We start from the raw sequence: 18728 nt of genomic DNA, 5'->3' as shown, positions 1-18728 counted from the left end.
AGACGTCTATACGGATAGATTATTATGCAACCATCGGCACCCGCCGCAGGACAGTTCAAACGCAGCATGAAGGCCCGGCACCTGGTGATGCTGTCGCTGGGCGGCGTGATCGGCACCGGGCTGTTTTTCAACACCGGCTACATCATCTCCACCACCGGCGCGCTCGGCACGCTGCTGGCCTACCTGATCGGCGCGCTGGTGGTGTATCTGGTGATGCTGTGCCTGGGCGAACTGTCGGTGGCGATGCCGGAAACCGGCGCCTTTCACGTCTATGCTTCACGCTATCTGGGGCCGGCCACCGGCTATGCCGTCGCCTGGCTATATTGGCTCACCTGGACGGTGGCGCTCGGCTCCAGCCTCACCGCCGCCGGATTCTGCATGCAGTACTGGTTCCCGCAGTCGCCGGTGTGGCTGTGGTGCCTGATCTTCTGCGCGGCCATTTTCCTGCTTAACGTGGTGACCACCCGCTTTTTCGCCGAAAGCGAATTCTGGTTTTCGCTGATCAAAGTGGTGACCATTCTGGCGTTCATCATACTGGGCGGTGCCGCCATGTTCGGTCTTCTGCCGATGAAAGACGGCACGCCGGCGCCGTTCCTGCATAACCTGACCGCTTCCGGCTGGCTGCCGCACGGCACGCTGCCGATCCTGATGACCATGGTGGCGGTGAACTTCGCTTTCTCCGGCACGGAGCTGATCGGCATTGCCGCCGGTGAAACCGAGAACCCGGAAAAAGTCGTACCGCTGGCGATCCGTACCACGGTGATCCGCCTGATGCTGTTCTTTATCGGCACGGTCTTCGTGCTGGCGGCGTTGATCCCGATGGATCAGGCGGGGATCGTCAAAAGCCCGTTCGTGCTGGTGTTTGAACGCATCGGCGTGCCTTACGCCGCCGATATCTTCAACTTCGTGATCCTGACCGCCATCCTCTCGGCGGCCAACTCCGGCCTGTACGCTTCAGGGCGCATGCTGTGGTCGCTGGCCCACCAGCGCACCCTGCCGGCCTACTTTGCGCGCGTCAATGCGCGCGGCATTCCGATCAACGCCCTGACCTTCAGCATGCTCGGCGGCGTGCTGGCGCTGCTGACCAGCGTGATCGCGCCAGACACGGTGTTTGTCGCCCTGTCGGCGATCTCCGGTTTTGCGGTGGTGGCGGTGTGGCTGAGCATCTGCGCTGCCCACTTTGCTTTCCGCCGCGCCTACCTGCGCAGCGGCCAGCCGATAAGCGGCCTGAAATACCGTGCGCCCGGCTACCCATTGACACCGATCCTCGGCTTCGCACTATGCCTGCTGGCCTGCATCGGGCTGGCGTTCGATCCGGAACAGCGCATTGCGCTCTACTGCGGGCTGCCGTTCGTCGCCTTGTGCTACCTCACCTATTTCCTGACCCGGCGCGCCGGGCAAAAAACCGCTTTGGGAGAACAACATGTCGGTTAATAATCCCGTCGCCCGCCTGCTGGCCGAACACCCCACGCTGATCCTGGACGGTGCGCTGGCTACCGAACTGGAAGCGCGCGGCTGCGATCTGACCGATCCGCTGTGGTCGGCCAAGGTGCTGATTGAAAATCCCGAGCTTATCTATCAGGTGCATCTCGATTATTTCAACGCCGGCGCCCACTGCGCCATCACCGCCAGCTATCAGGCCACGCCGCAGGGCTTCTTGCGCCGCGGCCTGGATCAGGAGCAATCGCTGGCGTTGATCGCCAAAAGCGTGCAGCTGGCGCAACGCGCGCGCCGCGATTATCTGGCCGCGCACCCGCAGGCGGCGCCGCTGCTGATCGCCGGTTCGGTGGGCCCTTACGGCGCCTATCTGGCCGACGGCTCGGAATACCGCGGCGACTACCGGCTGGCGCAGGATGACATGATTGCCTTCCACCGGCCGCGCCTCGCAGCCCTGGCCGCCGCCGGCGTCGATCTGCTGGCCTGCGAAACGCTGCCGTCGTTCACCGAACTGCAGGCGCTGCTGACGCTGCTGCAGGAGTTCCCGACGCTCGGCGCCTGGTTTGCCTTCACCCTGCGCGACAGCCAACATCTCAGCGACGGCACGCCGCTGACGGAGGTCCTGTCCGCGCTGCGCGGCAACCCGCAGGTGTTGGCGATCGGCATCAACTGCATCGCGCTGGACAAGGTCGCTCCGGCGCTGCGTCAGTTGAGCGCGCTGGCCGACAAACCGCTGCTGGTCTCCCCCAACTCCGGCGAGCACTACGATGCGGTGAGCAAAACCTGGCACGCCTGCGGCGGCGAGCACGGCAGCCTGGCGGATCAGGCGACGGAGTGGAGCACGCTCGGCGCACAATTGATCGGCGGCTGTTGTCGCACTACGCCGCAGGATATTCGCGCCATCGCCGCGCGCTGTAAGAAATGAGCAGGGGGGTTATTCGGTTAGCCGGCGTAAGTGTTCAGCGGCTTGTTCAACGTTGAGGCGGCCTTGAGCTGCTTCAACCGTAATTTCGACCAGTTCTGCGTCTTCCCGCAGTGCAATGCCATTAATACCGAGAAATAGCGCCATGCTTTGGAAGGCCGTACGTTTGTTGCCATCAAGAAAAATGTGACCGTGGCTGATGGCGATGAGATAGAGCGCGGCCAAGCGGTAAACGTCTGTGACGTTCTCGTAGTGGTAAGCATTGAGCACGCGGTTGGCTACAGCCTCAACTTTGCTGCCTTCCTGGCGGCCGTGAGGCACAATTTCAGCATTGAACTCCGCAATATCCTCTGCGGTCAAAAAGATCATCTATTCGCCAGCGCCTTAATCGTATCCGCGTGTTTAGCCTGAATGCGCGCTTTCACTTTGGCTTTGACCAAAACCTCATAGTCGGCCTTACTGATGATGTAAACCTCATCGTGTCCGCGGCGCGTCACTTCCACCGGCTGTTTTTGCGCTTCCAAAAGCACCTCGGCCAAATTGTTTCTCGCCGCCGTGTAGCTAATCGTAGTCATTTTCTTTACCTGTACATGTACATATTTGACGATTATTTGTACCACGTCCACTGGAAATAAAAAAGCCCCCGGCGCCAACAGCGCAGGGGGCCAGTTACTCAACCCGGGCTTACAGTGGTTCGGTCTGGGCTTCCACTACCGCCAGCGCCACCATGTTGACGATGCGGCGCACCGAGGCGATCGGCGTCAGGATGTGCACCGGCTTGGCGACCCCCATCAGCACCGGCCCGACGGTCACCCCTTCCGAGCAGGAGACGCGCAGCAGGTTGTAGCTGATGCGCGCCGCTTCCATGTTCGGCATGATCAGCAGGTTGGCTGAGCCTTTCAGCGGGCTGTCCGGCATCAAATCGTGACGGATGCTTTCCACCAGCGCGGCGTCGCCGTGCATTTCGCCGTCGATCTCCAGCTCCGGCGCCAGCTCATTCACCAGCTCCAACGTTTTACGCATCTTGCGCGCCGCCGGGCAATCAGACGAACCGAAGCTGGAGTGAGACAGCAGCGCCACCTTAGGTTCGATGCCGAAGCGGCGCACGGTTTCCGCCGCCATCAGGGTGATCTCCGCCAGCTGTTCCGGCGTTGGATCGTCGTTGACGTAGGTGTCGGCGATGAAAGTGTTGCCGCTCGGCAGCAGCAGCGCGTTCATCGCGCCGGCGACGTGCGCGCCTTCACGGAAGCCGAACACGTTCTTCACCACGTCGTAATGCTCGTGGTAGCTGCCGATGGTGCCGCAGATCATCGCATCCGCTTCGCCGCGGTGCAGCATGATGGCGGCGATCAGCGTCGGGTTGCCGATCACCGCGCGGCGCGCCTGTTCCTGCGAAACGCCGCGGCGTTTCATGATCTGGTAGTACTCGCCCCAGTATTCGTTGAAGCGCGGGTCCGACTCGTTGTTCACCACTTCGAAATCTTTACCCGGCGTCAGCTGCAGACCCAGCTTTTTCAGGCGCATCTCGATCACGCTCGGGCGGCCGACCAGGATCGGGAAAGCCAGCCCCTGCGACACCAGCTCTTGCGTGGCGTGCAGCACGCGCTCTTCCTCGCCTTCCGCCAGCACCACCCGCTTCACCTCTTTGCGCGCCTGCGAGAAGATCGGCTTCATGAACAGGTTGGTTTTGTAGACGAACTCCGCCAGCTTCTCGACGTAGGCGTCGAAGTCTTCGATCGGGCGCGTCGCCACGCCGGAATCCATCGCCGCCTTGGCCACCGCCGGCGCGATCTTGACGATCAGGCGCGGATCGAACGGTTTCGGAATGATGTATTCCGGGCCGAAGGAGAGATCCTGGTCATCATAGGCGGAAGCCACCACGTCGCTCTGCTCCGCCAGCGCCAGATCGGCGATGGCATGCACGCAGGCCAGTTTCATCTCTTCGTTGATAGTGGTGGCGCCCACGTCCAGCGCGCCGCGGAAAATGAACGGGAAGCACAGGACGTTGTTCACCTGGTTCGGGTAGTCGGAACGGCCGGTACAGATGATGGCGTCCGGGCGCACCGCTTTGGCCAGCGGCGGCAGAATTTCCGGTTCCGGGTTGGCCAGCGCCATGATCAGCGGATCGCGCGCCATGGTTTTCACCATATCCTGCGTCAGGACGCCCGGGCCGGAGCAGCCGAGGAAGATGTCGGCGTTCGGGATGGCGTCGCCCAGCGTGCGCTGACCGTTATCCTCGATGGCATAGGCGGCTTTGGTCTGCTCCATGTTGGCGTCGCGGCCTTTATAGATGACGCCTTTGGAATCGCAGACGGTGATGTTCTGTTGACGCAGCCCCAGCGCCACCAGCAGGTTCAGACAGGCGATAGAGGCCGCACCGGCGCCGGACACCACCAGCCGTACGTCGGAGATGTTCTTCTTCACCACGCGCAGGCCGTTGAGCACCGCCGCAGTGGTGATGATCGCCGTGCCGTGCTGGTCGTCGTGGAACACCGGGATCTTCATGCGCTCACGCAGTTTCTGTTCGATGTAGAAACACTCCGGCGCCTTGATGTCTTCCAGGTTGATACCGCCGAAGGTCGGTTCCAGCGCGGCAATAATGTCGATTAATTTGTCAGGGTTATGCTCATCCACTTCGATATCAAATACGTCGATACCGGAAAACTTCTTGAACAAAACGCCCTTGCCTTCCATCACCGGCTTACCGGCCAACGCGCCGATATTGCCCAGACCCAGTACCGCCGTGCCGTTGGAAATCACCGCCACCAGGTTGCCGCGCGCGGTGTATTTGTAGGCCGCCAGCGGATCTTCGGCGATCTCGAGGCAAGGCGCGGCGACGCCCGGCGAATAGGCCAGCGCCAGATCGCGCTGGGTCGCCAACGGTTTGGTAGGGGAAACCTGGATCTTCCCTGGGACAGGAAACTGATGGAAATCAAGGGCACTCTGTTTGAGCTGTTCGTCCATTATGGATTCCTTTGTTTTTTGCTTTTATGTTGAGGTAAGGCTTTGAGGCTGCGCCCTGCCGTGGGCCATGGCGCCCAAGTACAATGACAGGGCACAGCCTTGAAGTATAGTGAGAGAAACATCACAAACTTTGAAGCGCGCCATAACCTTGGTCGAAATTCCGTTTTAAAAGTAAAAAAAGAAGGTCTGCGGGACGAGCAAAGAAACGCCGCCGTCAGCGCGGCGGCAGCATGGCGCGCCAGGCGTTGAGCGTATCCACCTGGCCGGCGCAAATGTGTAACGAGGTTTGTAACGCCAGGGCATAGCTTACCGCATCGCCCCAGGTCTTCCCCTGCAACTGCGGCTGCTCACAGGGAGCGAATACCGATTCAGGGGGCAACAGCGGCACGGCCTGCGGCGCCGGCGGCCGGGCGCAGGAGCTCAAACACAGCGCCAGGCAGAGGCTGAGCGGCGCAGGGATCGTTTTTAATCGCTTCACGGTATTTCCTCTGATAAGCCTCGTGTTGTTGGCGTAGCTGCTGTTCCTGCCGCTGCTGCGCCGCCATCAGCGCACGGTTTTGCGCATCCTGAGTCTGCAGGGTGGCGATCAGCCCCGCCTGCTGCGCCAGGCTTTTTTGCAGTTCCTCCGCCTGCTGGCGCACAGACGCCAACTGGTGCGACAGCAGCGAGCTGTAGCCGCCGAGGCAGATAGCCGCCAGCAACAGCAGCAGCAACCCGCCCTGCATCAGTTTTTGCAGCCAACCGCTCATGCCGGGTAGTCCCGGAACGTCAGCTGGAAGTGCGGACCATCCTTGAGGGTTTTCCATTCGCCGCCCCATTCGACGATGATGCCGCATTCACGCGCCGCGCGCCGCACCGCCACCGCAATCTGCGCGTAGTAATCCCACTCCCAGGAGACCACACCCGCCGGCATCGCCACCACATCCACCGCGTGACCGGTCAGATGGCGGCTGCGCAGCGTTTGGCTGCTGCCGGCGCGCACCATTTCCCGCTGGCGCGCCATACTGCGCAGCCCCTCGCTGACGGAAAACGGCACCAGGGAATAACGCAGCGCCAGACGAATAACGCGCACCAGATCCGGGTGCACGCCGCGCAGGTTTTCTTCGCTGCGGGCAGTAAAGCGAATCTCTTCGATGTCATTTAACATTTTTAAACCCCGTCTTTTTGCCGATGAATTTTTTAATTAAGGCGTTGATGTAATCCGCCCCCATAAAACCAATCAGTACGCTGGCCAAATTCGCCCACTTTAATTCCAGGCCCATCAACGCCAGCGCATCGCGCACCGTCCAGGCCAATAACGCGCACATCGCCGCATTCAATAAACGGCGCCGAATACCCACGTTGCGATAGGCACCGTGCAATAGCGCCATCACGCCGGCCAGAATGGCGTTCAATACCGGCTGAAGATATTCACATACTCGCTGGACTATTAAGCCAACAGCGTCAGGCTCTATGCTGGACATAGCTCATCTCCTTTTTTATTTTTAATTAAATGCCAATCACGGCCGGTGGGACATCGGATATTCAGAATCTAATTAAGGATGCTATTACAAAGCAAATGAATAAATACAGCCCCTATGGTCGAATTCATTCATGCTGAGCGCTGGCACAACTCATCAGCGCCAATTTGTGCAGCAGTGAATAAAAATTCATTGTCATTGTGATTTATTTCGACTGTTATTTCCGCGAAAAATAAACATTAATGGCAACGGGAAATATTTCCCCATCGAAAAACATCCACTCTGGAGAAATGCCATGTCCACACGTAAAGCGGTTATTGGGTATTATTTTATTCCGACCAACCAAATCAATAATTACACCGAGACCGATACGTCTGTCGTGCCGTTCCCGGTTTCCAACATCACGCCGGCCAAAGCCAAACAGCTGACGCACATCAACTTCTCGTTCCTGGATATCAACAGCAATCTGGAATGCGCCTGGGATCCGGCCACCAACGACGCCAAGGCGCGCGATGTGGTCAATCGTCTGACCGCGCTCAAAGCGCACAACCCCAGCCTGCGCATCATGTTCTCCATCGGCGGCTGGTACTACTCCAACGATTTGGGCGTATCGCACGCCAACTACGTCAACGCGGTGAAGACCCCGGCGTCGCGCACCAAGTTTGCCCAATCCTGCGTGCGCATCATGAAGGATTACGGCTTCGACGGCGTGGACATCGACTGGGAGTATCCGCAGGCGGCGGAAGTAGACGGTTTCATCGCCGCGCTGCAGGAGATCCGCACCCTGCTGAACCAGCAAACCGTCACCGACGGCCGCCAGGCGCTGCCGTATCAATTGACCATCGCCGGCGCCGGCGGCGCTTTCTTCCTGTCGCGCTATTACAGCAAGCTGGCGCAGATCGTCGCGCCGCTCGATTACATTAACCTGATGACCTACGATCTGGCCGGCCCTTGGGAGAAGGTAACCAACCACCAGGCGGCGCTGTTCGGCGACGCGGCCGGGCCGACCTTCTACAACGCGCTGCGCGAAGCCAATCTGGGCTGGAGCTGGGAAGAGCTGACCCGCGCCTTCCCCAGCCCGTTCAGCCTGACGGTCGACGCTGCGGTGCAGCAACACCTGATGATGGAAGGCGTGCCGAGCGCCAAAATCGTGATGGGCGTCCCCTTCTACGGCCGCGCCTTCAAGGGCGTCAGCGGCAGCAACGGCGGCCAGTACAGCAGCCATAGCACGCCGGGTGAAGATCCGTATCCGAATACCGATTACTGGCTGGTGGGTTGCGAAGAGTGCGTACGCGACAAGGATCCGCGTATCGCTTCCTATCGCCAGCTGGAGCAGATGCTGCTGGGCAACTACGGCTATCAGCGGCTGTGGAACGACAAGACCAAAACCCCTTACCTGTATCATGCGCAGAAAGGGCTGTTCGTCACCTATGACGATGCCGAGAGCTTCAAATACAAAGCGAAATACATCAAGCAGCAGCAGCTGGGCGGCGTGATGTTCTGGCATCTGGGGCAAGACAACCGCAACGGCGATCTGCTGGCCGCACTGGATCGCTATTTCAACGCCGCGGACTACGACGACAGCCAGCTAGATATGGGCACCGGGCTGCGCTACACCGGCGTCGGCCCCGGTAACCTGCCGATCATGACCGCGCCGGCCTACGTGCCGGGCACCACTTACGCGCAGGGTGCACTGGTGTCCTATCAGGGTTACGTCTGGCAGACCAAGTGGGGTTACATCACCTCGGCGCCGGGCTCAGACAGCGCCTGGCTGAAGGTGGGCCGCGTGGCGTAAGCCGTAAAAAACCCCGTAGCCGAATGCTGCGGGGTTTTCATTGAGTTAACCGTTTGATTTTCGCGTCCCTTCGTGTCTATTCCATCAGTTGTGGCACCACGGATAGCCGCCATCCCGTACCACTTCGCGGCCCATCAGGCTGTAGACATCGCTTTTGCGCGTCAGCCGCTCATGCCACCAGTTAAACCCGGCGCCCTTGCTGGCCGGGTGCCACGCCAGCCAAATCATTTCGTCGCCCTTTTGCATTTCCACCGGCACCGTCACCAGTTCGCCGCTGGCCAATTCCTTTTCGATCAAAGCAGGCGGCAGAAAAGCGTGGCCGATGCCGCGTTTGAGCAGCGCCAGGTTGCTTTCCACGTCGCATACTACCAACTGACGCTGCAAGGGCAGCGTGCCGTGATTGCGCTTGGGCAGCTCGTGGCTGCTGTCGGCGATCACCACCACGATGTCGTTCAACCGCTGTTTCTTGCACACCGGTTTTCTCTGCGCCGCAAACGGGTGCGAAGGCGACACGCATAGCACAAAGTTGAGCTTGCCGAGCATCAGGGTTTTGGCCTGTACGCTGTCGGGAATTTGGCCGATGGCGATGATCAGATCCGCCCGGTTGTTCTTCAGCGCATCCCAGGTACCGTTCAACGCTTCCCGCTGCACCGAGATACTGGCGTTCGGGCAATGCTGAATATAGTCGCGGATATCCTGCGTCAGGGTTTCCAACGGGAAGAAGGTGTCTACCGCCAAGCGGATATTATTGTCCAGCTTGGGGATGTTGCGCACCCGGCTTTCCAGATCCTGCACCGCATTTAATATCCAGCTGCCCTCCTGCAGGAGAAACTCCCCTTCATCCGTCAGGGTAATCATGGGGCCATTGCGATGAAAAAGTTTCACGCAGAGTTTGCTTTCAATATTGGAAACCCGATAAGAAATCGCCGAAGGCGTTTTATGCAGTGCCTCCGCCGCCATAGAGAAAGATCCGGTGCTCTTGATGGTGCTGATTATTTTAATCGCGTCCAGGGATAATCTAGTCATACAAATTCCTCTTTAAAATAAAATAAGAAAAATGACACTAAATTCCCAAGGTGGTGGCGCACAAAAATCGATCAAATCGAACAAGGGTACTCATAGCAACAAGCAATATACTTCATAAATGAGAGCGCTATCTTAAATACTATTCATCACGACCTGATATAAAATTCATCATAGCGCCCTACTTTTACACAGCGACAGTTAAATAAATTCAGCCTAACGATCAAAGATCGTCATCATAATAATTTTCGTTAATAGCCGTTAAAACATTCCGCTCTATCGCATGACCAGAATGATAAAAATAAAACAAGCCGACAAGAAGGGGTATTTCCAATTGCGTTATTACTCTCTCATTTTGTCGGTGAAATACGCTCAACTTACAACATTATTTCAGTCAGGAGTGACTTATGAACAAAACTTCCCGTACCCTGCTCTCTCTGGGCCTGCTGAGCGCGGCCATGTTCGGCGTTTCGCAACAGGCGAATGCTCACGGTTATGTCGAGTCGCCAGCCAGCCGCGCCTACCAGTGCAAACTGCAGCTCAACACGCAGTGCGGCAGCGTGCAGTACGAACCGCAGAGCGTCGAAGGCCTGAAAGGCTTCCCGCAGGCCGGTCCGGCTGACGGCCACATCGCCAGCGCCGACAAGTCCACCTTCTTCGAACTGGATCAGCAAACGCCGACGCGCTGGAACAAGCTCAACCTGAAAACCGGCCCGAACTCCTTTACCTGGAAGCTGACCGCACGTCACAGCACCACCAGCTGGCGCTATTTCATCACCAAGCCGAACTGGGACGCTTCGCAGCCGCTGACCCGCGCTTCCTTTGACCTGACGCCGTTCTGCCAGTTCAACGACGGCGGTGCCATCCCTGCCGCGCAGGTCACCCACCAGTGCAACATACCGGCAGATCGCAGCGGTTCGCACGTGATCCTTGCCGTGTGGGACATAGCCGACACCGCCAACGCCTTCTATCAGGCGATCGACGTCAACCTGAGCAAATAATCGGTCAAATGAGGAGATCGTTGAGGGTTCAGCCTGGCGCTGAACCCTTTATTTTTGCAGGTGCCGCTATTGCGACATGTTGAGGATAGTGCGCACATTGAGCGCGCTGGTGGCGATAATGTCGATGGCACCGGTACGCAAAGCGCCCAAAATCGCCAACGCCTTGGTATTCTCGGAAGCAATGGCGATCACACAAGGGATTTTGCGCAGCTCATCGATGCTTAGCCCGATCACTCTGTCATTCATTACCGTGTCGACATGCTGCCCCTGGGCATTGAAAAAGTCATAGCCGGCGATGTCGCCGATCACGCCCTGATTAAGGCTGGCGTCGATAATCTCGTGCGGCGTGAACCATCCCAATTTCACCATATAGCTGTTTTCATTCATGTCGCCAATGCCGACTAACGCCACATCGGCCTTACGCGCGCGATCCAGGGTTTCCTTAATCGTGCCGTTCTGCATGAAGGCGTCTTTCAGCGCGCGATTTTCGACGTAGGCCGGCGCGTAAAGCGTCTCGCTGCTGCCGCCGAACTTCTTCGCCAAGCGCCGGCTGATATGGTCGGCATTGATCGCATCGCCCGGACGGTGAGTACCGCCGATGCCGCAGATGAACTTGCAGTTGCGCTCCGTCACGTTGCCGACGTGATCGGCAATCGCCGCCACGTTGCGTCCCTGGCCAACCGCCAACACCATATCGTCTTTCAGCGACATCGCCAGATAGTTGGACACCAGCGCCGCCACTTGCCGACGCTGTTCCTCTTCGTCCTGATGGTCGAGCGCGATCAGCGCGCGGCTGATGGGAAAACGTTCCATCATCTGCTGTTCCAGCCGGGTGCTGAATACCGGGTGATAACGCACGTTGATCTCGACGATGCCTTCTTCCTTGGCGCGCTTGAGCAAACGACCGACTTTGATCCGTGAAATGCCGAATTTTTTGGCGATCTCTTCCTGCGTGATCTCATCCTGATAATAAGCAACGGCGATTTCGGTCAGCAGTTCGTTATCCTGGGACACAGTTTGTTTTTCCATCCGTTAGACGTTTCCCCACGGCAGGCCGGTTAATCATGGCGGAGGGACGATACACGCCCCTCCGACAATGCTGAATGCCCGCTAGTATAACGCGATCAGGCGGCAACGGTATTCAGTCGTTGCTCCACCTCGTCCGCCAATCGGGTCAAGAGCAGACAGCAAGATACCGCGCCGGCATCCAATACGCCGCGCGAACGCTCGCCCAGACGGCTGGCGCGGCCGATTTTCGCCACCAGCTCGCGCGTGGAATCGCGCCCGCGCGCCGCGGCGCTCCTCATCTGTTCCAGCGCAGCGGCGAAGTCGTCACCGCGCCCCGCCGCCTGCTCAAACGCCGCTACCGCCGGTATCAGCGTATCCATCAGACACTTGTCCCCCACGCCCGCGCTGCTGATGTCCTGCAGTTCGCGCAATCCGCCGTGCAACATCGCCAAAAATGCCTGCTTATCCAGCACGCTGCGCTCGCGCACGCTCTCCGCCATGCCCATGAACAGGCTGCCGTACAACGGCCCCATCGAACCGCCGATGCCCTCCATCAGCGCATCGGAAACCGCATCGAACGCCTGCGCCAGCGTGAGCGTGCGGCCGCGAATGGCATCGCCGCACATCGCGAATCCCTTCGACATGTTAATGCCGTGGTCACCGTCGCCGATGGCGCCGTCTATTTCGCTCAGGTATTCGCGGTTGCTGACAATGGTGTCTATCAGCCCCGTAACGATCTCACTGCCGTACCGGGTTGAAATTTGTTCCGTCATGATTCACTCCACCTGGGTTAAGCCTAAAGATTGCGCCGGCATGTCCAGCAGCGTTTTCAGTTCGTCATCCAGCGTCATCAGCGTCAGCGTCACGCCCATCATTTCCAGCGACGTGAAGTAATTGCCGACGTAGCGCCGATGCACCCGCACGCCTTTCGCCGTCAATCGGCGCTCTATTTCGGCATAATAGATATACAGCTCCATCACCGGCGTGGCGCCAAGCCCGGAGATCAGCAACGCCACCTCCTGCCCCTGTTCCAGCGGCATGTCGTTGAGCACGAAATCGAGCATGGTGCCGGCCATCGCCGACGCCGACTGGATCGGCGACACCTCAATGCCCGGTTCGCCGTGATGGCCAATGCCGATCTCCATCTTGCCGTCTTCGATATGAAAATTGGGTTTGCCGACCGCGGGAATGGTGCAGGAACTGAGGCCGACGCCGATCGAACGACACCGGTCGATGGCTTTTTGCGCCGCGCCGATCACGCCGTCCAGATCGTATCCCTTGGCCGCCGCCGCCGCGCCGACCTTCCACATCAGAATTTCGCCGGCCACGCCGCGCCGTTTATCGATCTCACTGGCCGGCGCCGAGGCGACGTCATCGTTGGCCACCACGGTTTTCACCCGTATGCCGGCCGCCGTGGCCTTCTTGATCGCCATCTTGACGTTCATGTTGTCGCCGGCGTAGTTGCCGTACAGGCAAGCGACGCCCGCACCGCTGTCCGCCGCCTTGAAAGCGTCGAGAAAAGCCCCCGCCGTAGGGGATGAAAAAATCTCGCCAATCGCGACGGCATCCAGCATGTTTTTGCCGACATAGCCCAGGAACGCCGGCTCATGGCCGGAACCGCCGCCGGTGACGATGCCGACTTTGCCGGCGATCGGCGCCGGCGGATATTTCAACACCCGCGCATTGTCGGTGGCGGCGTAATAGTCTGGGTGGGCCAGCCTATAGCCCTGAATGGCGTCTTCCACTACGTGATCGGGATCGTTAATGATTCTGTTCATCGCGGCCTCTCTGTCGCCTGAATAAGAAATTATTGAATGGTGTAACCGCCGTCGACCACCAGGTTGGCGCCGGTGATCATCGCCGCCGCGTCGCCGGCCAAAAACAGGGCGCTGGCGGCGATATCTTGCGGCTCAGCAAAGCGCCGCAGCGGGATTTTCTGCTTCATCTGCTCAGCTACCTCGCCAGACCAGGCCTTACGGCCCAGCTCCGTCAAAACGACGGTGGGTGAAATGGCGTTGACCCGCACGTTGTGCGGCCCCCACTCCAGCGCCAGCACCTGAGTCAACCCGATCACGCCCGCTTTGCTGGCGCAATAGGCCAGGTGATTCGGCAATGCCACCACCCCCGCCTGCGAGGCGAGATTGATGATGCTGCCGCCGCGCTGACTAATGAAACGGCGCCCTACCGCCTGGCAGGTAAGAAACACGCCTTTCAGATTGACCGCCAGGGTTGCATCCCACGCCGTTTCCGGCAGTTCCTCAGCAGGATGCAGCGCGACGATGCCGGCGCTGTTGACCAGCACGTCCAGCCGCCCGAAATGCGCCTCAATCTGCGCCACCGCCCGCTCCACCGACGCGGCATCGGTGACGTCGGCCACGACGCCCAACGCCGCCTCGGCGTCCAGCTGTCGCGCCACTTCCGCAACCTGTGGCGCCCGATCGAGCAGCGCCACGCACGCGCCGTTTTGCAGATAGCGTTCGGCGATAGCGAGGCCGATCCCCGCAGCGCCGCCGGTAATCAGCGCCACCTTGCCCTGCAGCGAGAGCTCGCGCGGCGCCGTAGTTTGATGATTAATCATATATTTCCCCTTAAAACTGTGAACTTCACCCTCGGTCAGGATATTTTCGCCAAACTCGCGCCGCGTTCTTCCGACGCCGTCGCGCTTTCCTTCGGCAGCGTGACAAATTTCATCAGCACGCCGCTGAACAGGTACAAGCCGGTAAAGATCCAGATCACGCCAACGGTGCCGAGACTGCCGATAAACAGCCCCACCACCGCCGGGCCGACAAAGGTGCTCAGGCCGGCGCCCAGATTGAGAATCGACATCGCCGCGCCCTTATTGTCCGGCGCCAGCGACGGCATGATGGCCGACAGCGGCACGAACGCCGCCAGGCAGGCGCCGAACAAACCGGCGGCACAAACGGTCAGCAGGTAGTTGGCGCCAAAGAATTGCGGCACGTAGTAGAACATCAGCGTGGTCAAGGCGCAGCCGACGCAGCCGAACCACATCACCACATTGCGCCAGCCGAGACCGTCGCTGATCACGCCGAAAATCAGGTTGAAAATGATGTTGACCGTCCACAGCGCGGCGTACATCTGCAGCCAATGCGTACGGGTGAACCCCATATCCATCATGTACATGGGCATGAATACGACGAAGCCGTAAGCCGCAGAGGTATTAATGGTGCGCACGATGCCGCCCAGGCCGATCTTCGGGTTTTCAAACGCGATGGTGATGCCTTTCAAGACGTAACCCAGCGACGCTTTTTCCCGGTTGCCGCTCTGTGCCGCGCCGTCGTCGCGATTGAGCATCAGCGCAATCACCGCGCCCAGCACGACGAAAATCAGCGCGCTCCACAGCGTGTGGATCTCGCCGAGATAAGGCAGCATGATGCTGGAATACAGCACGCCCAGCACGCTGAGCCCGCCGCTGTAGACGAACCAGAAAATCCCCACCGCCGACCCCAGCCTTTCCGGCGGCGCCTCATACGCCACCCACACCAGAAAACCGTAGGCAAATAGCGGATAGCCCAAGCCGCGCAGCGCATAGGTCGGCACCATGATCGCCAGGTTGTTGCTCGGCAGGCCAAACGTCAAAAAGCACACCGAACCGAACAAGAACAGCAGCAGGCCGGCCAACATCACCCGCCGGGCGGTAAAGATTTCCGCCAGCACGCCGGAAAACCAGGCGGCGATCGCGGCCGCAAAGCCATAAACGCTGAACAGCAGCGCCGATTCCTGAATGCTCAGCCCTTTGCCAATCAAATAAGGCGACAGCCATCCTTGTTCCAGCCCTTCGCCCATCATGAACACCAACACGCCGGCATAGCCCAGCAGCAGTTTCGGTGACAGACCAATGCGATGAATCAGTCCATGCAACATAGAACACCCCAGCACATGTGATTATGGAGGCGCAGGCTCGCCCGCACCCGAAGAACGATGCAGGTTTCAGAGGTTTGGATTAAGCACCACTTTGATTGAACCGATGCCGCGCTTCATCAGCTCGAAGCCCTCGGCGAACTGTTCCAGCGGCAGCGTATGCGTCACCACGCCTTCGGTCGGCAGATCGCCATTGGCGATGCCTTCGATCACCAGCGGGTAGCAGTAAGGGCCGAGGTGCGAACCGAGCACGTCCAGCTCCTTGCGGTCGCTGATGATGCTCCAGTCGACGGTCACCGGATCCTTGAACACGGAAAATTCGACGAAGGTGCCGAGTTTGCGGATCAACGTCAGGCCCTGTTCCACGGACTTTTGGGCGCCGGTCGCCTCTATGTAGATGTCGCAGCCGTAGCCGTCGGTCATCGCTTTAACCGCCGCGGGCACGTCGTCACGGGTCGGGTTCAGCGTCACATCCGCGCCGAAGCGCTTCGCCAGCGCCAGACGCTCGTCGGACAGATCCAGCACCACCAGCTTCGAGGGCCCGGACTTTTTGATCGCCCCGATCATGCCCAGCCCCAGGGTGCCGGCGCCGGCCAGCACCACGACATCGCCCAGTTTGATATTGGCGCGTTGCACCGCATGGAAGGAGCAAGCATAGGGTTCGATCAGAATGGCTTTTTCGATCGGCAAGTCGGCCGGCACGTGATAGTTAATCGCCTCTTTGGTGAACTTCATGTACTCGGCCATGCCGCCATTGACGTTTTTCTGGAAACCGTACAGGTCATGCTTTTCGCACATCCAATACTGACCGCGGTTGCAGAAGCGGCATTGCCAGCAGGGAACGATTTGTTCTGATATCACGCGATCGCCGAGATTGAAGCCCTCGACGCCTTCGCCGTATCCCACCACGTGGCCGATAAATTCATGCCCGGGGATCATCGGCGCCTTGATGTATGCCGGTTGTTTTTCATCGCCCCAGAAGCTGGGCGCCCCTTCGAACGCTTTAACATCGCCGGCGCAGATGCCGCAGGCCTCGATCTTCACCAGGATCTCTTTCAGGCCAATCTTCGGTACCGGCACCTGTTCCAGGCGGTAATCTTTCGGGGCGTACGCCACAACCGCCTTCATGATCTCGGGGATACCGGCCGCCATTTTCGCCTCTGTCATGCAGGTCTGACACATAGCACTCTCCTCTGGTAGGGGAACTTATTTTGATCATTAACACACGTAAAGAACAAATGAACACTAACGCCACGCGTTCAATTTGCCCACAGTGAACTTATCAAAGTGTGATAACGCTCAAAAACCCGTCTACATGAGGATGAATAACGATTAAAACCTCTTTTTTAGTGACGAAAGTCACCTTTTACAGGCGCAAACAGAAAACACGACGAAAAACAAAAGAACACAGATTGAACATTTGATTAAACAGAGATACGGTAATGAACGTGGCGCCATCGAGGATCGCCGCCCTTTTCGTTACCAATCAGGAGACCGCTATGCTGCCTATCGCCATCGGCGCCGACGATGCCGCCATTGAACTGAAGGATCTGATCGTCGCCCACCTGCAACAACGGGACATTCCCGTCATTGACTACACGACGGATCGCACCGCAGAAACGGGGATCTATCCCGATATCGCCTATCGCGTCGCACAGGCGATACGGGAGGAAAAACATCGGCGGGGCATCCTGCTGTGCGGCACCGGCATCGGTATGAGCATCGTGGCCAATAAAGTGCCCGGCATTCGCGCGGCGCAATGTCACGATACCTACTCCGCCCAACGGGCGCGCAAAAGCAATGATGCGCAGATCATCACGCTGGGCGCGCGGGTCATCGGCGCAGAACTGGCGAAAACCATCGTCGATGCCTGGCTGGAATCGGAGTTTGAAGGGGGAGGATCGGCGCCGAAAGTCGAGCGGATCGGCTATTACGAAAACGCGGTCGGTCGGCGTTAAATCGCCTGCAGTCTCGATGGCGGTCGCGCGCAAGCCGCGCTCCGCCTGGGTTTATTCGTCATTCATTGTTATTATCCATCGCAACAATCAGAAAAAGCGCATTTTCATTCTCGATCCGATGATGCAGTGTGTTCCCCCTATGATGAAAAAGGTTCTCATTTCCCTACGTTGAGCTTGTTCAAGGAGCTTATCAATGAATCAATTAGACGCACTCAAGCAGCTGACCACGGTGGTCGCCGACAGCGGCGATATCGAATCCATCCGCCAGTTCGAACCCCAGGACGCCACCACCAACCCTTCGCTGATCCTGAAAGCCGCCGCGCTGCCGCAGTACAAAGCGCTGATCACCGAAGCGCTGGAGTATGCCCGCCGCCAGGGCGGCAGCAAGGAAACCCAGCTGATCAACGCCAGCGATAAACTGGCGGTCAACATCGGCGTCGAGATCCTCAAAAGCGTGCCGGGCCGCATCTCCACCGAAGTGGACGCCCGGCTGTCGTTCGACCGCGGCATGTGCGTCGCCAAAGCGCGCAAACTGATCGGCATGTATCAGGAACAGGGCATCGACAAATCGCGCATCCTGATCAAGCTGGCTTCCACCTGGGAAGGCATCAAAGCCGCCGAAGAGCTGGAAAAAGAAGGCATCAACACCAACCTGACGCTGTTGTTCTCCTTCGCTCAGGCCCGCGCCTGCGCCGAAGCCGGCGTGTATCTGATCTCGCCGTTCGTCGGCCGCATCTATGACTGGTACCAGGCTAAACAGCCTGCCGCCGACTACGACGCCGATCAGGATCCGGGCGTGAAATCGGTGCGCACCATCTATGAATACTACAAGCGTCATCGTTACCAGACGGTGATCATGGGCGCCAGCTTCCGCAAAGTTGAGCAGATCCTGGCGCTGGCCGGCTGCGATCGCCTGACCATCGCGCCGAACCTGCTGGAGCAGCTGAAAAACAGCGAACAGCCGGTCGAGCGCAAGCTGACCCCGTCGACCGAGGGCTTCCACCAACCCGCTCCGCTGGCCGAAGCGGAATTCCGCTGGCTGCACAATCAGGACGCCATGGCGGTAGAAAAACTCGCCGAAGGCATCCGCCTGTTCGCCGTCGACCAGCAGAAGCTGGAAGACATGTTGGCCGCTCAACTGTAACCGCACTGGAGTTTCGTTATGTCTTCTCGTAAAGAGCTTGCCAACGCCATCCGCGCACTCAGCATGGACGCCGTACAAAAAGCAAATTCCGGCCACCCGGGGGCCCCTATGGGCATGGCGGACATCGCCGAAGTCCT

21 protein-coding genes are annotated in these 18728 nt (G+C 59.0%); 7 read left to right on the top strand and 14 right to left on the bottom strand.

Annotated features, from left to right (window positions below; all coding sequences use genetic code 11):
- Nucleotides 1-24 precede the first annotated feature (24 nt).
- Complete coding sequence (gene mmuP / locus ACJ8J5_RS00105) at nucleotides 25-1434, top strand: S-methylmethionine permease (protein ID WP_047730133.1); 1410 nt, start codon at nucleotides 25-27, stop codon at nucleotides 1432-1434.
- A complete protein-coding gene (gene mmuM / locus ACJ8J5_RS00100) occupies nucleotides 1424-2362 on the top strand; it encodes a homocysteine S-methyltransferase (protein ID WP_414105031.1) in 939 nt (312 codons plus the stop codon). Before mmuP ends, mmuM begins: the two co-directional genes overlap by 11 nt.
- A 9-nt stretch (nucleotides 2363-2371) precedes the next feature.
- Here mmuM and ACJ8J5_RS00095 read toward each other — a convergent pair whose 3' ends face one another.
- The 7 genes from ACJ8J5_RS00095 to ACJ8J5_RS00065 form a co-directional block, all read right to left on the bottom strand.
- Nucleotides 2372-2728 (bottom strand): type II toxin-antitoxin system death-on-curing family toxin, encoded by a 357-nt coding sequence (locus tag ACJ8J5_RS00095; protein WP_025303801.1) that lies wholly within the window; start codon nucleotides 2726-2728, stop codon nucleotides 2372-2374.
- On the bottom strand, nucleotides 2725-2934 hold the full coding sequence (locus tag ACJ8J5_RS00090) for a type II toxin-antitoxin system Phd/YefM family antitoxin (RefSeq protein WP_004936539.1): 210 nt from the start codon (nucleotides 2932-2934) through the stop codon (nucleotides 2725-2727). Before ACJ8J5_RS00090 ends, ACJ8J5_RS00095 begins: the two co-directional genes overlap by 4 nt.
- Before the next feature lie 109 nt (nucleotides 2935-3043).
- Nucleotides 3044-5323 (bottom strand): NADP-dependent oxaloacetate-decarboxylating malate dehydrogenase, encoded by a 2280-nt coding sequence (maeB, locus tag ACJ8J5_RS00085; RefSeq protein ID WP_016926766.1) that lies wholly within the window; start codon nucleotides 5321-5323, stop codon nucleotides 3044-3046.
- A 214-nt stretch (nucleotides 5324-5537) separates the two neighbouring features.
- Complete coding sequence (gene lysC, locus ACJ8J5_RS00080; RefSeq protein WP_049205380.1) at nucleotides 5538-5711, bottom strand: Rz1-like lysis system protein LysC; 174 nt, start codon at nucleotides 5709-5711, stop codon at nucleotides 5538-5540.
- The gene (locus ACJ8J5_RS00075; protein ID WP_043140376.1) at nucleotides 5692-6072 is read right to left on the bottom strand and encodes a DUF2570 family protein; all 381 of its coding nucleotides are present in this window, start codon (nucleotides 6070-6072) and stop codon (nucleotides 5692-5694) included. The genes lysC and ACJ8J5_RS00075 overlap by 20 nt, the downstream gene beginning before the upstream one ends.
- Nucleotides 6069-6470, bottom strand: coding sequence for a M15 family metallopeptidase (locus ACJ8J5_RS00070; protein ID WP_025303803.1), 402 nt, complete (start codon nucleotides 6468-6470; stop codon nucleotides 6069-6071). The genes ACJ8J5_RS00075 and ACJ8J5_RS00070 overlap by 4 nt, the downstream gene beginning before the upstream one ends.
- The gene (locus tag ACJ8J5_RS00065; RefSeq protein ID WP_004936551.1) at nucleotides 6460-6786 is read right to left on the bottom strand and encodes a phage holin, lambda family; all 327 of its coding nucleotides are present in this window, start codon (nucleotides 6784-6786) and stop codon (nucleotides 6460-6462) included. The genes ACJ8J5_RS00070 and ACJ8J5_RS00065 overlap by 11 nt, the downstream gene beginning before the upstream one ends.
- A gap of 292 nt (nucleotides 6787-7078) precedes the next feature.
- On the opposite strand from ACJ8J5_RS00065, the gene ACJ8J5_RS00060 reads away from it, so the two are divergent.
- Entirely contained in the window at nucleotides 7079-8578 is a 1500-nt protein-coding gene (locus ACJ8J5_RS00060; RefSeq protein WP_025303804.1) for a glycosyl hydrolase family 18 protein, read from the top strand.
- A gap of 84 nt (nucleotides 8579-8662) precedes the next feature.
- Here the strand turns inward: ACJ8J5_RS00060 and ACJ8J5_RS00055 are convergent, their stop codons facing one another.
- Nucleotides 8663-9604, bottom strand: coding sequence for a LysR family transcriptional regulator (locus tag ACJ8J5_RS00055; protein ID WP_025303805.1), 942 nt, complete (start codon nucleotides 9602-9604; stop codon nucleotides 8663-8665).
- Nucleotides 9605-10008: 404 nt separating this feature from the next.
- Between ACJ8J5_RS00055 and ACJ8J5_RS00050 the strand changes: the two genes are divergently transcribed.
- On the top strand, nucleotides 10009-10602 hold the full coding sequence (locus ACJ8J5_RS00050) for a lytic polysaccharide monooxygenase (RefSeq protein WP_004936574.1): 594 nt from the start codon (nucleotides 10009-10011) through the stop codon (nucleotides 10600-10602).
- A 66-nt stretch (nucleotides 10603-10668) separates the two neighbouring features.
- Here ACJ8J5_RS00050 and ACJ8J5_RS00045 read toward each other — a convergent pair whose 3' ends face one another.
- From ACJ8J5_RS00045 to ACJ8J5_RS00020, 6 genes are all read right to left on the bottom strand, one after another.
- Nucleotides 10669-11631 carry a sugar-binding transcriptional regulator gene (locus tag ACJ8J5_RS00045; RefSeq protein WP_025303807.1) on the bottom strand — a complete coding sequence of 321 codons (963 nt, stop codon included), beginning with the start codon at nucleotides 11629-11631 and terminating at the stop codon, nucleotides 10669-10671.
- Between the two features lie 95 nt (nucleotides 11632-11726).
- The gene (gene dhaL / locus ACJ8J5_RS00040; RefSeq protein ID WP_025303808.1) at nucleotides 11727-12383 is read right to left on the bottom strand and encodes a dihydroxyacetone kinase subunit DhaL; all 657 of its coding nucleotides are present in this window, start codon (nucleotides 12381-12383) and stop codon (nucleotides 11727-11729) included.
- A 3-nt stretch (nucleotides 12384-12386) separates the two neighbouring features.
- Nucleotides 12387-13388: a dihydroxyacetone kinase subunit DhaK gene (locus ACJ8J5_RS00035; protein WP_015378693.1), complete on the bottom strand. Its 1002-nt coding sequence runs from the start codon at nucleotides 13386-13388 to the stop codon at nucleotides 12387-12389.
- Nucleotides 13389-13417: 29 nt separating this feature from the next.
- Nucleotides 13418-14188, bottom strand: a complete 771-nt coding sequence (locus tag ACJ8J5_RS00030) for an SDR family oxidoreductase (RefSeq protein WP_025303809.1) — start codon at nucleotides 14186-14188, stop codon at nucleotides 13418-13420.
- Between the two features lie 35 nt (nucleotides 14189-14223).
- Nucleotides 14224-15492 (bottom strand): MFS transporter, encoded by a 1269-nt coding sequence (locus tag ACJ8J5_RS00025; protein ID WP_025303810.1) that lies wholly within the window; start codon nucleotides 15490-15492, stop codon nucleotides 14224-14226.
- Between the two features lie 66 nt (nucleotides 15493-15558).
- Nucleotides 15559-16671 carry an MDR/zinc-dependent alcohol dehydrogenase-like family protein gene (locus ACJ8J5_RS00020; protein WP_334273825.1) on the bottom strand — a complete coding sequence of 371 codons (1113 nt, stop codon included), beginning with the start codon at nucleotides 16669-16671 and terminating at the stop codon, nucleotides 15559-15561.
- 317 nt (nucleotides 16672-16988) lie between these two features.
- Here ACJ8J5_RS00020 and rpiB point away from each other — a divergent pair, with 317 nt between their 5' ends.
- From rpiB to ACJ8J5_RS00005, 3 genes are all read left to right on the top strand, one after another.
- Nucleotides 16989-17447 (top strand): ribose 5-phosphate isomerase B, encoded by a 459-nt coding sequence (rpiB, locus tag ACJ8J5_RS00015; RefSeq protein WP_025303812.1) that lies wholly within the window; start codon nucleotides 16989-16991, stop codon nucleotides 17445-17447.
- A gap of 193 nt (nucleotides 17448-17640) precedes the next feature.
- Nucleotides 17641-18591: a transaldolase gene (gene tal / locus ACJ8J5_RS00010; RefSeq protein WP_016926754.1), complete on the top strand. Its 951-nt coding sequence runs from the start codon at nucleotides 17641-17643 to the stop codon at nucleotides 18589-18591.
- A gap of 18 nt (nucleotides 18592-18609) precedes the next feature.
- Nucleotides 18610-18728 (top strand): hypothetical protein (locus ACJ8J5_RS00005; RefSeq protein WP_154648380.1); only part of this gene is annotated, 119 nt, incomplete at its 3' end.

Origin of the sequence: Serratia sp. CY43202, assembly GCF_052168755.1 — a bacterium.
Taxonomy (GTDB): Bacteria; Pseudomonadota; Gammaproteobacteria; order Enterobacterales; family Enterobacteriaceae; genus Serratia; species Serratia bockelmannii.
This window is presented reverse-complemented; position numbering and strand designations above follow the sequence as displayed.